Origin of the sequence: Flagellimonas hadalis (genome assembly GCF_007785775.2) — a bacterium.
GTDB classification, from domain to species: domain Bacteria; phylum Bacteroidota; class Bacteroidia; order Flavobacteriales; family Flavobacteriaceae; genus Flagellimonas; species Flagellimonas hadalis.
In genome coordinates, this window is sequence record NZ_VNIK02000006.1 from 34,370 (window position 1) to 49,803 (window position 15,434).

At 46.8% G+C, this 15,434-nt stretch carries 12 protein-coding genes; 11 read left to right on the forward strand and 1 reads right to left on the reverse strand.

Annotated features, from left to right (window positions below; genetic code table 11):
• Positions 1 to 39: 39 nt before the first annotated feature.
• The 11 genes from FOT42_RS10175 to FOT42_RS10225 all read left to right on the forward strand — a co-directional run bounded on the left by FOT42_RS10175 (position 40) and on the right by FOT42_RS10225 (position 13,905).
• Complete coding sequence (locus FOT42_RS10175; RefSeq protein ID WP_151890468.1) at positions 40 to 1,680, forward strand: glycerol-3-phosphate dehydrogenase/oxidase; 1,641 nt, start codon at positions 40 to 42, stop codon at positions 1,678 to 1,680.
• 24 nt (positions 1,681 to 1,704) lie between these two features.
• Positions 1,705 to 3,198 carry a glycerol kinase GlpK gene (gene glpK / locus FOT42_RS10180; RefSeq protein ID WP_151890469.1) on the forward strand — a complete coding sequence of 498 codons (1,494 nt, stop codon included), beginning with the start codon at positions 1,705 to 1,707 and terminating at the stop codon, positions 3,196 to 3,198.
• Between the two features lie 12 nt (positions 3,199 to 3,210).
• Entirely contained in the window at positions 3,211 to 3,945 is a 735-nt protein-coding gene (locus FOT42_RS10185) for an MIP/aquaporin family protein (protein WP_151890470.1), read from the forward strand.
• Between the two features lie 189 nt (positions 3,946 to 4,134).
• Positions 4,135 to 4,863: a hypothetical protein gene (locus FOT42_RS10190; RefSeq protein WP_151890471.1), complete on the forward strand. Its 729-nt coding sequence runs from the start codon at positions 4,135 to 4,137 to the stop codon at positions 4,861 to 4,863.
• Positions 4,864 to 4,899: 36 nt separating this feature from the next.
• Positions 4,900 to 7,761 carry a CHAT domain-containing protein gene (locus FOT42_RS10195; RefSeq protein WP_151890472.1) on the forward strand — a complete coding sequence of 954 codons (2,862 nt, stop codon included), beginning with the start codon at positions 4,900 to 4,902 and terminating at the stop codon, positions 7,759 to 7,761.
• Positions 7,762 to 7,785: 24 nt separating this feature from the next.
• Entirely contained in the window at positions 7,786 to 8,799 is a 1,014-nt protein-coding gene (locus FOT42_RS10200) for a hypothetical protein (RefSeq protein WP_151890473.1), read from the forward strand.
• A 26-nt stretch (positions 8,800 to 8,825) separates the two neighbouring features.
• Positions 8,826 to 9,164, forward strand: a complete 339-nt coding sequence (locus FOT42_RS10205) for a hypothetical protein (protein ID WP_151890474.1) — start codon at positions 8,826 to 8,828, stop codon at positions 9,162 to 9,164.
• Positions 9,165 to 9,273: 109 nt separating this feature from the next.
• Positions 9,274 to 10,269 carry a hypothetical protein gene (locus tag FOT42_RS10210; protein ID WP_226789856.1) on the forward strand — a complete coding sequence of 332 codons (996 nt, stop codon included), beginning with the start codon at positions 9,274 to 9,276 and terminating at the stop codon, positions 10,267 to 10,269.
• Positions 10,270 to 10,320: 51 nt separating this feature from the next.
• A complete protein-coding gene (locus FOT42_RS10215) occupies positions 10,321 to 12,285 on the forward strand; it encodes a tetratricopeptide repeat-containing sensor histidine kinase (RefSeq protein ID WP_151890476.1) in 1,965 nt (654 codons plus the stop codon).
• Positions 12,286 to 12,307: 22 nt separating this feature from the next.
• A complete protein-coding gene (locus FOT42_RS10220) occupies positions 12,308 to 12,964 on the forward strand; it encodes a response regulator (RefSeq protein WP_151890477.1) in 657 nt (218 codons plus the stop codon).
• Positions 12,965 to 13,257: 293 nt separating this feature from the next.
• On the forward strand, positions 13,258 to 13,905 hold the full coding sequence (locus tag FOT42_RS10225; protein WP_151890478.1) for a carbohydrate-binding family 9-like protein: 648 nt from the start codon (positions 13,258 to 13,260) through the stop codon (positions 13,903 to 13,905).
• Positions 13,906 to 14,294: 389 nt separating this feature from the next.
• Here FOT42_RS10225 and FOT42_RS10230 read toward each other — a convergent pair whose 3' ends face one another.
• The gene (locus FOT42_RS10230) at positions 14,295 to 15,434 is read right to left on the reverse strand and encodes an alpha-hydroxy acid oxidase (protein ID WP_226789857.1); all 1,140 of its coding nucleotides are present in this window, start codon (positions 15,432 to 15,434) and stop codon (positions 14,295 to 14,297) included.

Here is a 15,434-nt window from a genome sequence, read left to right on the forward strand (position 1 = left end):
CTTTGTGTTACATTTGTTTCGATTTATTTCTAATTATACATGAAAAAAGAACCAAAGGAAACTTTCTTTGACCGAAGTCAATTGTTGGAAAAAATAGAGAAGGAACAGCAAGTATGGGATGTTCTGGTCATAGGCGGAGGGGCTACCGGACTTGGTGTGGCACTTGATGCCAGCTCACGCGGTTTGAACACCGTACTCTTTGAACAGTCCGATTTTGCCAAAGGAACCTCTAGCCGAAGTACCAAGTTGGCGCATGGTGGAGTGCGCTATCTGGCCCAAGGAAACATTAAATTGGTGTTCGAGGCTTTACATGAAAGGGGGCTTATGCTAAAGAATGCCCCGCATCTGGTCAGCCCCTTGTCCTTTATCATCCCTAGTTATCGTTGGTGGGAAAAATATTTTTACGGCTTTGGGTTGAAGATATATGACTGGATGGCCCGAAAGTTCAGGATGGGCGGCACCTCCCTGCTCAAGCGACACACCATGCTGAAACAGATGGACAATTTGAATCCGAAGAAATTAAATGGCGGTGTGCAGTATTATGACGGACAGTTCGATGATGCCCGTTTGGCCGTCAATTTGGCGCAGACCAGTATTGAACAAGGAGGAGTGCTGCTCAACTACATGAAGGTCGAACATTTGAAAAAGGATATAGAGGGAAAGGTAAATGGCGTGGTGGTCACCGATGTGGAAACAGGGAAGACTTATGATGTGCGGGCCAAGGTTGTCATCAACGCCACAGGGGTTTTTGTGGATGATATTCTAAAAATGGACAACCCTGAAGCCAACACACTATTGAAAGTAAGCCAGGGAATCCACTTGGTATTGCCCCAATCCTTTCTTAAGAGTGAACATGCCCTTATGATTCCGGCCACTTCCGATGGAAGGGTGCTTTTTGCCGTTCCTTGGCATGGCCATCTTTTGGTGGGCACTACGGATACGCCTTTAGATCGTCATCAATTGGAACCAAAGCCATTAAGGGAAGAAATCGATTTCATTTTGGACACCCTCAAGGATTATCTGAAACAAGTACCCACGGAAGATGATGTACTCAGTGTATTTGTTGGTCTTAGGCCCTTGGTGCTTCCAGAAAACAAGGAAGTGGGCACCAAGGAAATTTCCAGGGACCACAAACTCAAGGTCACTGCTTCCCAATTGATTACCATTACAGGAGGAAAGTGGACCACCTACAGGAAAATGGCCGAGGATACGGTAGATGAGGCCATAGCGGTGGGTGGCCTGTCAACGGGACCGTGCCAGACAAAGGCATTGAAGATACATGGGTATTCCAATGCACCGGTTGAAGATGGCGCAATACCTTTTTATGGATCTGATGCGAAAGGAATTGCACAACTCAAAAGGGAGAACCCAGATTTGGATTATCAATTGCACCCTGACTTTTCCTTTACCGCTGCGGAAGTGGTCTGGGCGGTCCGCTATGAAATGGCCCGGACGGTCGACGATATATTGGCCCGCCGATTGCGTATCCTGTTCCTAAATGCCAGGGCAGCCATGAAATTGGCCCCGCTGGTCGCCAATATTATGGCCGAAGAAATGAACAAGGACAAGGATTGGGTGGACGGACAAATACGGGATTTCCAGGGTATAGCAAAAAATTACCTCGTGGATCCCAGGCTGGGTGAGGTTTTGGCCTCCGGCAGATTACAAAAGGTTGAATAGAACATACATAAATAACTATCAAACATGTCAAACTATATTCTTGCCCTTGACCAGGGCACCACAAGTTCACGGGCTTTGATCTTTGATCAGAATGGGAAAACCATCAGCATAGCCCAAAAAGAGTTTAGGCAGATATTCCCCAAACCAGGATGGGTGGAACATGATGCCAATGAAATCCTATCATCACAAATTGGAGTGGCCGCGGAAGTGGTCTCCCTGTCCAAGATCAAAACAGAGGACCTGGCCGCCATAGGGATAACCAACCAAAGGGAAACCACGGTCGTTTGGGACAGAACAACAGGTGAGCCCATTTACAATGCCATTGTGTGGCAGGATAGACGGACATCAGACTATTGTGATGAACTCATTGCCCAAGGCCATGAACCGATGATCAGGGAAAAGACCGGTCTGGTAATCGATGCCTATTTTGTGGCGACCAAAGTGAAATGGATCTTGGACCATGTGGAAGGTGCCCGTGAAAAGGCGGAAGCAGGGCAATTGGCTCTTGGTACCATCGACTCTTGGTTGATATGGAACTTCACCCAAGGAGAAAAACATATCACCGACAGCACCAATGCCTCAAGATACCTTTTGTACAATATCCACACCCTTTCATGGGACGATGAGTTGTTGGAACTTTTCGGCATTCCAAAAAATATGTTGCCAGAAGTATGTGATTCCAGTGGTGCTCTGGCCACTACCTCAGGGGCAATATTCTCTAGAAAAATTCCCATAACAGGTGTTGCTGGAGATCAGCATGCTGCCTTGTTCGGGCAAATGTGTACCGAACCCGGAATGGTAAAGAATACCTATGGAACAGGTTGTTTCATGTTGATGAACATTGGTGACAAACCCATCATTTCCAGGAACAAGCTGCTCACCACCCTCGCGTGGAAGATAGGGGATGAGGTGGTATATGCCTTGGAGGGCAGCATCTTTATAGCTGGGGCCGTGGTGCAATGGTTGAGGGACGGATTGGGTATCATCCATTCCGCGCCAGAGATTGAAGAATTGATAAACAATACCGAGGATAATGGTGGCGTCAGTTTTGTCCCCGCTTTTACCGGATTGGGCGCACCCCATTGGGATCAACATGCCCGTGGAACCATTGTGGGCATAACTAGGGGGACCACATCGGGCCATATTGCCCGTGCGGCCTTGGAAAGTATTGCCTTTCAGACTTATGATGTGTTGAAGGCCATGGAGGCGGATGCGGATATTGAGATCAAAGAGCTTCGGGTCGATGGCGGGGCAACCGCCAATCGTTTTTTGATGCAATTCCAATCCGATGTATTGCAATGTGGTATCGTAAAACCGGAAACCTCGGAGATTACGGCATTGGGTGCGGCCTATTTGGCGGGATTGGGCATTGGTTTGTGGGACGATGTGGAGCAGATCAAAAGGCAATGGAACGTGAAAACTGAATTTGAGCCCAATGGTGACTTTAATGTGAAGGAGCACGTTGGGCAGTGGCACAGGGCCATCAATACCACCAGTTACTGGTCTAACAATAAGTAAAACGATATTCAAATGACAGCATTTATAGCAGAGGTCATCGGGACTTTTTTTCTGATCCTCATGGGTAATGGGGTAGTGGCCAATGTGGTCCTACAGGATACCAAAGGAAACAATAGTGGCTGGATCGTGATCACCACGGGCTGGGCCTTGGCAGTTTTTATCGGTGTGGTCGTGGCCGGACCCTATAGCGGTGCCCACCTCAATCCCGCCGTTTCCATTGGCTTGGCCATCGCAGGTAAATTTTCATGGCAATTGGTGCCCTCCTACATCTTGGCCCAAATGCTAGGGGCGATGTTGGGAGCTTTCATGGTTTGGGCCTTATACCGCAACCATTACCGTAGGACTGATGATGCCGGAGGCAAAAGGGCCACTTTTTGTACGGCTCCGGCCATCAGGGATTGGCCGTCCAATTTATTGAGTGAGGTTGTGGGCACCTTTGCCCTCATTTTTGTCATCTTTTACTTCAGTGATCCCCTTTTGGGTGAAGGAGATGCCCAAGTGCCCATGGGAATGGGGTCTTTGGGAGCTGTTCCCGTATCCCTTTTGGTGTTTGTGATAGGACTTGCCCTTGGTGGTACCACGGGCTATGCCATCAATCCTGCACGTGACCTTGGTCCTAGGATCGTGCATGCCTTGCTTCCCATTAGAAAGAAGGAAGGGAGTGATTGGGGCTATTCTTGGGTTCCAGTGATAGGCCCGATTATGGGTTGTGCCCTGGCAGCCCTTTTGTATGGTATTTTGTCCTGAGTATAGCACACTATTATTTGAATCAAATTCAGCCGATGGTTTACATCGGCTGTTTTGTTTTTATGTGTTGGGTCTTCTTTTCCATTTCTTCGAAAAAAAGTTGTTTGACCGATATACGTCAATTGCCGTATTGAGTCAATTTCCATTTCCCATTAGGTTTGTGCCATAACCATTTTAACAACCAATACCATGGGAAAATTGAAATTGATCTTGGCCTTTGTAGCACTTTCAACCTTCGCTGCAACTGCCCAACAAAACATAAAATGTGTCAAAGGCGATTGCCAAAACGGTTATGGCTTTGCTACACTTTCGGAAGGCAACAAGGAAATTGGATATCAGGTCGGTTTCCACGAAAATCAGCTTTTGCAGGGAGTTGGAAACCAGACCGGCGACTTTGGTAAGTATTGGGGCATTTTCAAAAATGGAAAGAAAGAAGGTTTCTTCAGCTACGAGAGCGAAGGGAACATGTATGCCTTTGGGTTGTTTGTGGATGGTAAACGGGAAGGACTGCATGTGATCAGGAACAAATCGGGATATGAGTTCAGGGATTACCAAAATGATACGCATGTCAGCAACAGTCCGTTGGTCACCACGGGCGTTTCGCCATGTGTGATGGGCAACTGCGAAAATGGCAAGGGGGTCAAGGTCAACGGCAACGATGCCGTTTACAGCAATTGGAAAAATGGCCAAATGAACGGGATGACCATGGAATTCTTGATGACCGGAAATAAAATAGTCTTTGCGGAATACAGTGAAGGAACGATGGATGGTCTCCAAATGATATGGCATTTTGATGGAAGCAGGGAAATCATGCAAATGCAAAAGGGCACCCTGAGCGGTCAATACCTGAAAAAGAACCAGAACAATACCCACGAGGCCGCCATCTATAAGGATGGCCAATCAACGACTTCCTTTTAACCCAAACAACCATTCTTTTAAACCAAACAAATCATCATGCGAAATTCCATCTTCTTGGCGTTCTTGTTCATCCATGTCCTAAGTTGGTCCCAAGTGACCATCCCACCAAGCGATCCAACCGCACATCCCAGCTATGCCGCCTATGTGGAGGCAGGAAGGGTAAAAAACCTTAATGCACGATTGGTATCCGCAGGGGAACTTTTGGAGGTATATCCTGAAAATTCCAAAACCTTTGGTTGGATGGCCAGTGCCCTCTATGGAAACAATAGACCCGATGATGCCGTGATGTTCTCACAATGGGCCATGGCCTTTGACAGTTATAACCCCGAAACGGGCTTTTATGGGTTCACCTATTCCGTATTTGCCAATAGGCCAACTGAGGCCAAACTCTTTTTGGAAAACATGCAGGCCGTGGGCCAAGATCAGGCAACCATGCAACGGGACCAACAGGCATTGAGCGACTATGTGAATTCCTTGGCCAAATACCCCCAATTGTCCACAACAGTGCAGCTGGCGAACGGATTTCTATCGGACTATAACAACCGGAGCATTGCACGGGCCAAGGCCACTTTTGAAAACCTGGCCACCAGTCTAGGTGCCACTTATGAAGACATTGCCCAGAATGCAACTGCTGAAAAAATACTGGCCGATTGGGTAAATGCCGAAAAAGCAGTGGAAGAAGGTTTGATTTCCAGAGCGCTTTATACCGAAGCCTTGGTTTTTATGGCCCAGTTGTCGGAAAAAGTCAATTTTTCCTTTGGACAAAAATTGGAACCGCATCTCGAAAAGATCGTTTTTGACCAGAAAAATTATTCCTTGCCCTTAAGGTATAGGGCTTTTTTAAGATTGGCACGGGTGCAGGCGGCTTTAAAACGGTGGGATAAGGTGTTGTCATCCAGTAGCTTCATGATCGATCAGCTCAAAGGCAAGGCGCCCTCCACCGCCGTGTTGGCAAAAACCTATTTCTACACGGTCATGGCCCTGACCGAGCAGCAAAAATATGACGAGGCAGCCCAAATTGCGGATGGCTACATCAATCTATTGCCCAAGCTGAAATCGCCCGAATATGTCGCCGAGGCCTATTATGTGTTGCTACGTGCATACGCCTTCAACAAGGATGTGGAAAAAGGCAAGGCCATACGCAAAAAGGCCCAGGAGTTCCTAAAAATTCCCGGGATTGAAAACCAGACTTATGCTGCTTTTGTGACGGACGGGCTGTCCACCACGGAAAATATTCTTGGTGAAGGGGCTGTGGTCTTATCGGGCAATGCCTATAATGACGGATTGACATTGGTGGGACTTAAAAAATATGCGGAGGCCGCCCTACAATTTGAAAAAGCCAGGGAAGAGGAAGTTAAAATACTGGAAGGCCTGTCCATCTTGGCCCAAAGGGGCTATTTGGACAAGTTCCAACGGATAAACGGTAATTTGGCGGCCACCTATTATGAGACCGGGCAGTTCGATAAAATTTACGACGTCATCGAATCCAACCGATCCTATTCCCTTTTGAACGATAAAAGGAGCACGATAAAGCAACTTCCTTTGAAAGAGCTTCAGTCCGTTTTGGGAGCCAATGAAGCCTATCTATCCTTCATCGATGTCTCCAAAGGAAGTACCTATGAGGGTACCTATTTGATGTGTTTGGTACGCAAGAATGATGTCACCGTAAAATACAATAGATCTGCTGGGGCCTTTACCGATCTGTTGTCTGATGACAAGGAACTCATCGTATTGGAAAAGGAAATGGCCAAAAACGAATTTCGCCGACCCAATCTGGATTATTTCACGGGGGCCAAGGCAAGAAAAACGGGGATGTTTGGCCAAGGGGAGTTCAAATTGATGACCCAGTATCTTCGTAAGCACATGGAGGCAAAGGTAGTGGATGGGCAATATGTGTTCTATCAAAAAGAGAAGGTGCCGGACCTGCTACGTCGATTTTATATCACTTTTATTGATGGTTTGGAGAACAAATTGCAGGGCATCACCAAGCTCACCATCAGTCCCGAAGGATTGACGGGCACCATTCCTTTTGATGTCTTGGTGGATGGTCAGGGCCGTTACTTGGCCGAGCGTTTCGAGATGGGTTACATTCCGAATGCCTCTTTGCTGTACAGCCTCAGAAAGCAACCCAAAAAGAAGTTTGAAAAGAATGTTTTGGCCTTTGGAGGGGCCACCTACGAGCTACATGCAGCTCCCAAGGCACCTTTAAGCTCCATCGGCGACCTTGAAAAGTTGCGGTATCGGGTTCGCGAAGACCTGGAAAAAGGGCTGCCCTTGGACTATGCCTTTGCTACCTTTCAAGGGAAAGAACCCATGAGCTTTTTGCAGGGAGGAAGAAACGAGGTGGTATTGATTCAGAAACAAGTACCGCTTACGGACACCCGACTCGATGATATGATGACGGAGAATGAACTCAAACGGATGAGTAAAGCCAATGAATTGGGCAAGTATAGGGCACTCCATCTTTCCAGTCATGCCAGTGTGCACCCCTATGTGTTCGATCTGAGCGCCTTTGCCATGACGGTGAAACCTAATCCTGTGGATGGCGAAGATGGCATGCTCGTCGTGGGCGAAGTGGAAAAACTGAACCTGCCCATCGATTTTGTAATGCTGAGCGCCTGCCAGACAGCCTTGGGCATTGAGTCACCGGGGGATGGCATCAAGGGACTCAACCAAGCGCTTTTCAACGCCGGGGTGAACAGCACATTGACCTCCCTGTGGAGCGTGAGCGATTCGGGAACCATGTTTTTGAGCGTGGAACTCTATGATAGGATGTTCAACAAGAGCATGGCAACACCCAAGGCCTTGGCCGAAGTGAAACGAAACTTTATCAAAGGGGTGTACGGCGACCAGACCCACCCTTATTTTTGGGCACCTTTCATCTACACCGGGTATTGATAACATCCCGCAAAGACCTATTTCATGCCCCTAAAGGAAAAATTACCGCTAGAGCCCGCTGATATCAAAAAACTCAGGCGACAACTGTTTGCCATGCTGGTATTCCCTGTGGCCGTGATCGGGATGTTCCTGCTGTTCATTTCCTTTGTGTTCAAGGATTTCAAGAACAGTTTTGCCGGAGATGCCATTGTGCTGTATGTGTTCATTGGTTTTTGCCTGTTCTTTTTTGGCATCATCGCCTATATGATCGGGACCACAGCTATCGACCTAAGACGAGGGATAAAACATCGCATCTCGGGAAAGATAACGGACAAAAGGCTCAATGTACAGACCACGGGTAGTGGATCGGGATCGGGAGGAAAAGCCAGGACCACTAGACACTATTACCTCTATGTGGATGATGAGGAGTTTTCGGTGGACTATCGGGAATATACCAAAGTAAAGGTAGGGATGCATGTGGTGATGGACAGGGCGCCCAAATCCAAAAAGACCCTGAGCCTTGAAACGATCCCTCGACCCGATGCTGAAATGGTTCCCGCTCCAAACAGTGAAAGACAGCGTTTTCTGGAAAAGCGGATTCCACATACCCGATACTCTCAAAAGGATATTGAGGCCCTCAAAAGAATTTGGTACGCAACTTTGAAACGGCGTTTGTACGTTGCCGCCCCGTTTGTTTCTGTGGGTATTTTGTTATGGATGAGCGGCCTTTGGGGGTTTGCGGTATTTCTCTTTCCACTTTGGGTGGTGCCCTTGTACCAAGGCTATAAACTCTTTAGGAGCCATGGAAACTATCGGAGGGATACCTTAAGTGCACATAAAAAAGGAGTGGCGGCCTTGGTGGAGGACAAACTCACCATCACCTCCAACCGCAGGACCAACGCCAATAGAATACGGACAACGGCTGGAACCTTGGTGGTGAACACCGTGCTGTACGATAAACTTTCGGTGGGGGACGGGATCACCATTTTCAAGACCCAATTTGGGGATGTGCCCCTCAGTCTGTTGACCATGGACCAAGAAGAATGCTATTTGGTATAATGCCACACCGACCAAACCGATGATTTATGATGGGGATTGTTTTATTGTTGATTGCATTGATCGGGCCCATGTTGTTGCTTTCCACTTTTCTGTATTTCCGCTTTCCCGATGAATCCGTGGGGCGAATGGACCGCTATATTCCCCCGCTGACCTCGGCTTTGGCCACTTGGGCATTTTGCACTGGTTGGTTATGGTTCTATCTCTTTAACCTGTACATCAGTTTGCCGGTATTGGTTTTGGCCATCGGTTTGCAGGGGTACGCCATATCCAAAAACCTGAACCCGAAGTTGCGCCGCATCAACGCCATTTTAATAGGTGCATCATTTGGGATGGGTATCCTCAGCTATTTTTATTTTGATGTCTGATCGGGGATTATGGGGCACTTTACGGCAATTGCCGTATTGACTGCCAAAGGGTTCGGGTCTATGTTTGTCCTTAATATGAAATAACAAGTCAAACTAAAAAAAACAAATGATGAAAATAAGATGTTCGATGGTACTGTTCCTGTTTGCCATCCTTACCATTTCTGCCCAAAATGTGGGTGAAGTAAAAATCAAAACATTGGGCCCCGCCAATTTGAGCTACAGAAAGAGCCCCAAAAGGATAGTGATTTCCGATTTCCAGGTGAATTACCAAACGGCCCTTAGTCTTGAAGACTCCAAAAAAGGGGGCAAGCTATGGAGAGGAGGACTCAAGGGCGATGCAAAGGCATCCCTCACCTTGGTGTTGGATGGCCTTGACCCCGACGACCTCCAAAAATTGACGGACCAGCTCTTTCAGGACTATGTGGCGGATTTGAAATCCAAAGGTTTTGAGATTGCCCCTATCGAAGAACTCTGGAACAACAAAGCCTATGAAAAGAACCGTGAGAAAAGATGGGAACTCACAGCAGGCCAAGGACCTGAAAAAGGGAAGGAATTCGGTACCATCCTCACCAGGCCCACCACCCAGAAGTTTGTGGTCCCGTTCAGGACCATGGGCAAGGATGCAATACCCCTTGCAGGCTTTGCCGATTATGCAGGGAACACGGAAAACAGGGTAGTGAACCAAAAAACCGATTTTATCTTCAACAAGGTCGTTCTGGTGGTGAATGTTTTTGAGGACAGTCAAAGCGAGGTTTCAAGAACGCTGAACCGTCATGCCGGAAATGCCAGGGTAAAAGCGGAGACAACCTTTGTCATCAGTGAGGAAAGCAGCATCATGTTCGATATGGGCCATTTTGTCCCACGTGGAGGGGTCGAGGTCTCCGGGGTCATGGAGCGACAAAAATTCGATGTGGCCCAAACCCCGGACAGGGACAAATTGGGAACCGATATGGGCGTGCTTCGCGTGTGGAGTGTGGACCATCAGGAAAAGGCCAATTATTCCATTGTAAAGTGTGATCCCAAAAAATATTTGGAAGGTGCCGAAAAAGGGTTGAATGCTTACTTGGATGCCGTGGTACAAAAACTGGCGGACAAGGCCGATTAAATTTGAAAAAATAAGTACGTCTGGCCTGAAAAATTATGCTATTTTTAGAAAATGTCCTCGATAAAACACATTTATACGCTACCGCTTGTACTGGCATTGATGCTGACCTGTTGTGCACCGCTTTCGGCCCAAAGCTTGGAAGAACAAATACAGGATTTAAAGGCCGAACTCAAGGAAAAATCGGGCGAGGACAAGGTAATGGCACTGAAAGATATAGGGATGAAGTTTCGTTCCATAGATTATGACAGTGCTTGGTATTATATTGAATTGGCCCATACCGAAGCCGAAAGACAACAAAATGAATACCTGAAGGCAAGGATGTTGGTATCGTTCGGGATACTCGAGAACGGGAAAGGCAATTCTGATCAAGCCCTAAAATACTACCAAGATGCTTTGCCGCCCATTGAAAGTTCAGAAGACCATTTTGCCATAGGGGCACTTTATACCAATATGTCCAATGCTTACGAAAAAACAGGTGAAGTGGACAAATCGGTTGCCTATCAATTAAATGCGCTGAAAGAGTTTGAGGCTTCCCAAGATTCCATTTGGATAGCCGGAAGCCTCAATAATTTGGGCAGTAGATACCAAGCTGTCAATGAATGGGAACTCTCAAAGGACTATTTTCAGAAGGCCCTGGAACTATACCAGCAATTGGGGCATGAGTATTACGTGGCACTGACCTATAATAATCTGGCCAGTGTTTATCTGCACTTTAAAGATTACGAAAAAGTCATAGAATACTCCGATAAATCGTACCGCAGTTTTAATGCATTGGGCGCGCCATTTGAATCAGCGGCACCACTTTATAATTTGGGATATGGGTATCAAGGTCTGAACGAATTGGACAAAGCGAAGGAATACTTTGCTCAGGCCCTGGAAATACAGCAAGAAAAGGGAGATTGGTATGTGGTCGTCCATCTTAAAAATGACCTGGCCAAAACACTCATGATGCAGGGTAAGTACCAAGAAGCAGAAAACCTCGCACTGGAGGCCTATGACCAAGCATTGGAGCATGAACTTGTTTTGGCACAGGTGGAACTATCGAAGACCCTGTCATCCGTAAGTGAAAGTATGGGAAAGTACAAGGATGCGTATGGTTACCTACAAATACATAATGAGGTGCTTGACAGTCTGCAGGGTTTGGAAAGGGCCAAGGAAGTGCTCAACCTGAAGGAAAAGTACGAGACCGAGCAAAAGGAAAACGAAATCCTTCGCCAACAGAACGAACTGGTCGAAAGTGAACTGTCCATTAAAAAACGCAACAATATGCTGATCGGCAGCGGCGGTCTTTTGGCAATACTGCTCATTGTAGGATTTGTGGTGTTCCGGGAACAGAAGATCAGGACAAAAAACTTGGCAAGGGAGACAGCCCTGGAAAAGGCCATGGCCGAAGCCAAGGCCCAGGAGAACCTAAAGGAACAACGCATCCGGATTGCCCGCGACCTGCATGATAATATTGGTTCCCAGCTCACCTATTTGACCACTATCACCGATTCCGCCAAAAGAGGAATCGATAAGGGCGAAGTTTTCCTTATGGAAAAGCTCACCCAAATGAAGCAATTTTCCCTGGTGACCATTTCCGAACTGCGGGATACCATTTGGGCCATGAACAAGGACGAAATCAGTTTGGAAGACATCCGGGAACGCACCCAGCAATTGGCCGCGACCGTCCATGAGGCCACGGATGATAAGATCAGGGTGCGCATCGAGGGGAACCCGACCAATAAGGTGCTCAATGCCTTTGTGGGGATGAACCTGTTCAGGATCATTCAAGAGTCGGTGAACAATGCAGTGAAGCATTCGGAAAGCACCGAAATCGCCGTCACCTTTGTGGAACAGGACAATCAGGTGGAAATTATGGTCGAAGATCAGGGCAAAGGTTTCGATATGACGAAAGAATCAACAGGGAATGGTCTCCAGATCATGCGCAACCGTGCCCAGAAAGCAGGGATTGATTTTAAACAGACCAGTGAACTGGGGAAAGGGACCAAGGTGGAGCTAAAGGTGAACGTGTAAACCCAAATTTAAAGACAAATCTATGGGCAAGATCAAGTTGGCAATAGTGGATGACAATACATTTTTGGCAAGGGCCATCCGTGAAAAACTTGTCGAATATACCGATTTGGACATCAAATACATGGTGTACAATGGCAGTGAACTTTTGGCCAAGCTGGAAAAGAGCCATAATCTGGACCTAGTGCTCATGGACATTGAAATGCCCATTTTGGACGGGATAGAGACGGTCCATATCATGAAACAAAAATACCCGCACATCAAGGTGCTCATGCTGACCGTTTTTGACAATGACGAGAACATTTTCAATGCCATTCGCGCAGGGGCCGATGGCTACTTGCTCAAGGAAGTGGAAGCGGACAAACTGTATAGCGCCATCAAAGAGACTATTTCGGGAGGTGCGGCGATGAGTCCCTCCATTGCCGTAAAAACACTAAGATTGTTGCGCTATCCTGAAAAACAGGAATCGTTGACCATAACGGAAGACTTGGTCGAATTGAGTGTTCGGGAGCGGGAAGTGCTGGAACAACTGTCCGAAGGGCTCAGCTATACGGTCATTGCCAGCAACCTTTTTCTTTCGCCCAGCACGGTACGAAAACATATCGAAAACATCTACAAAAAACTCCAAGTGCACAACAAGCTTGAGGCCGTGCAAAAGGCAAGGCGGCAGAGTTTGATTTGAAATTTTTTTGAACTTCGGAATTTTTGGGAACCAAAAACTGCTTCCAAACATAAGGGTGGTCATAAAGGGTCAAAACAGATAGGATAAACCCCTCCGAAGATTCAATCTATGCGTATCTTTCAGACATGTTTTTTCAGGCTAAGGGGAAAAGTGACCCAAAACTTGTTATGGAGGGAATTTTTCTATGTTAAAAACCGTATTTGGCCCTCAAGATTTGTTTTAAGTAGGCCACTTTAGGTATTTGATTGGCAATATGGGAATCGAACCTTGGCCAAATTTATTATTTCTATTGCATGGGAGAAGATACAGCTGATATATATGAGGTTAGGGCCATAACAGATGGGACAGTGAAAGATGGATTTTGGAAAAGTCTGCCGATTTTGACCGATTTCAAACAGCCCTGGAATTCTGGATTTATTCAAAAAACGGCCTTTAAAGCCTGTCATGACAAGGACTGGCTTTACCTGAATTATCGGGTAGAGGACAGCTCCGTCCATGTGCAAAAGATATCGGGCCATAAGCTGGAGGTGGTCCATGGCGACCGTGTTGAAATCTTTTTCAAAACAGATGCATTGTTGAAGACCTATTACTGTTTGGAAGTCGACCCTGATGGTAGGATACTGGATTATACGGCGGCCTTTTATAGAAAGTTTGATTACGAATGGTCGTGGCCGGAAGGTCACCTATCTGCCAAAGCTGGTCGAACGGATTCCGGGTATTGGGTGGAGCTGAAAGTCAGTTTAAAATCCTTGCAAGATCTTGATATTTTGAAGAATGGAGCTATTGGGGCTGGAATTTACAGGGGAGATTGCCGGAATTTGGGACATTTCCCGGTCAACGAATCGGAGTTTGTTTGGATCACATGGGTAGACCCTATGACGGAGGAACCGGATTTTCATGTGCCCAGCTCGTTCGGGAGATTGAAATTGCTCGGTCTCTGATCAACGACCATTCTTGATATTTTCACAAAAGATGATTTCAATTGAAATGAAACTTTTTGTTTTTGTGGCTCAGGCGTTTTTTCAAGTCTGCTAAACCTATACGTACTAAAATTTTCAGTTCTGGATTTGGATTTTGGCCAGAGGTTCTTCATCCGTTAGATTCAAAATCTAAACCCCAAGTCGAGTTTTATTCGACCTCTATTGAAACCAATATTATTATCTGCACTAATGTTCTTTGTATAGGATCTGGCAAATTGATTGTAGACCTGGATAAAAGATTTATGGCTAAGTCATAGTTGCCCCAAACAACCCCATCAATACTTTCCTAGAATTGTTTCATCCGGATACTATGCAACAATTGAAATGTATTGGGATGGGATTTAGGTAACTCAATGCTTTCTAAAAAGTGGCATTTGCCCAACTTCAGGGCATCCAATTTGTTCCATCACCTGTTTCAATTGCGTTTTGAGCAAGGCAATGGTATGGTCGCCTCCTTTGCTTCCCATGGCTGCAACGCCATACATAAAGGACCGCCCTAAAAAAGTAAACTGTGCCCCACTGGCCATGGTTCGGGCAATATCAGGTCCGGAGCGCACACCGCTATCCATCATCACAGTGAGTCGATTGCCATATTTTGCTGATATTTGGGTCAATGGTTTTATAGTGGATTCCCCGGCATCCAATTGTCTTCCCCCGTGATTGGATACAATGATGCCATCCAATCCCAAGGCAATGGCTTTTTCAGTATCAGCTTCCGTGGCCACTCCCTTTAGGACCAACTTTCCTTTCCAAAGGTCTCTTATTTGGGCAATTTTGTCCGTGTCCATACGCTTACTGAAGGTCTGGTCCATGAATTGTCCCAACTGTTTTAGGTTGAGCCCTTTGGGCATGTAGGGTTTAAGCACTTCAAAATTGGGCTGTCCATGCCGTATAGTCTCAAAGGCCCATTGGGGCTTTCCCAATATCTGAAGGATGTTGGAAAAGCTCATTTTTGGGGGCATGGAAAGTCCATTCTTTATTTCTTTGGGACGAAAACCGAAAACCGGCGTGTCGCAAAGAAGTACCAGTACGGGACAACCTGCAACTTGGGCCCGATGGATCAGGTCATTTCGAACGGATTCCTTTGTGGGGTGGTACAATTGAAACCATGCATTTCCCTCGGTGATCTCGCTGATACGTTCGATGCTGGAAGTGCCCACCGTACTCAGGATAAAGGGAATATTGTGTTGAAATGCGGCCCTGGCCAGGATCTCGGGGGAATTGGGCCACATGAGTCCTTGGAGACCGATGGGGGCAATCCCAAAAGGCGCAGCGTAACTTTTTCCAAAGATCTCAGTGGTCATGTTCGCCTCTTTGTAGGTGTCCAGATACCGGGGCAACAATTCAACCTCCCTGATTTCACTGGTGTTCTTTCTGAGGTTCACTTCCTCATTGCATCCACCGTCCAGATATTCAAAGGCGAACTTGGGAATACGCTTGCGGGCCTTCTCTCGAAGGTCTTCGATGGACGGATATTTGGGATTGAACAT

Excerpts from the sequence above, each read along its gene's own strand:
- FOT42_RS10205 (WP_151890474.1), top strand. The coding sequence starts at position 8,826 with ATGATGGGGATTGTTTTATTGTTGATTGCATTGATCGGGCCCATGTTG.
- FOT42_RS10225 (WP_151890478.1), top strand. The coding sequence starts at position 13,258 with ATGGGAGAAGATACAGCTGATATATATGAGGTTAGGGCCATAACAGAT.
- FOT42_RS10195 (WP_151890472.1), top strand. The coding sequence starts at position 4,900 with ATGCGAAATTCCATCTTCTTGGCGTTCTTGTTCATCCATGTCCTAAGT.
- FOT42_RS10230 (WP_226789857.1), bottom strand. The coding sequence starts at position 15,434 with ATGTTCAATCCCAAATATCCGTCCATCGAAGACCTTCGAGAGAAGGCC.
- FOT42_RS10215 (WP_151890476.1), top strand. The coding sequence starts at position 10,321 with ATGTCCTCGATAAAACACATTTATACGCTACCGCTTGTACTGGCATTG.
- FOT42_RS10175 (WP_151890468.1), top strand. The coding sequence starts at position 40 with ATGAAAAAAGAACCAAAGGAAACTTTCTTTGACCGAAGTCAATTGTTG.
- FOT42_RS10190 (WP_151890471.1), top strand. The coding sequence starts at position 4,135 with ATGGGAAAATTGAAATTGATCTTGGCCTTTGTAGCACTTTCAACCTTC.
- FOT42_RS10200 (WP_151890473.1), top strand. The coding sequence starts at position 7,786 with ATGCCCCTAAAGGAAAAATTACCGCTAGAGCCCGCTGATATCAAAAAA.
- FOT42_RS10210 (WP_226789856.1), top strand. The coding sequence starts at position 9,274 with ATGAAAATAAGATGTTCGATGGTACTGTTCCTGTTTGCCATCCTTACC.
- FOT42_RS10220 (WP_151890477.1), top strand. The coding sequence starts at position 12,308 with ATGGGCAAGATCAAGTTGGCAATAGTGGATGACAATACATTTTTGGCA.
- glpK (WP_151890469.1), top strand. The coding sequence starts at position 1,705 with ATGTCAAACTATATTCTTGCCCTTGACCAGGGCACCACAAGTTCACGG.
- FOT42_RS10185 (WP_151890470.1), top strand. The coding sequence starts at position 3,211 with ATGACAGCATTTATAGCAGAGGTCATCGGGACTTTTTTTCTGATCCTC.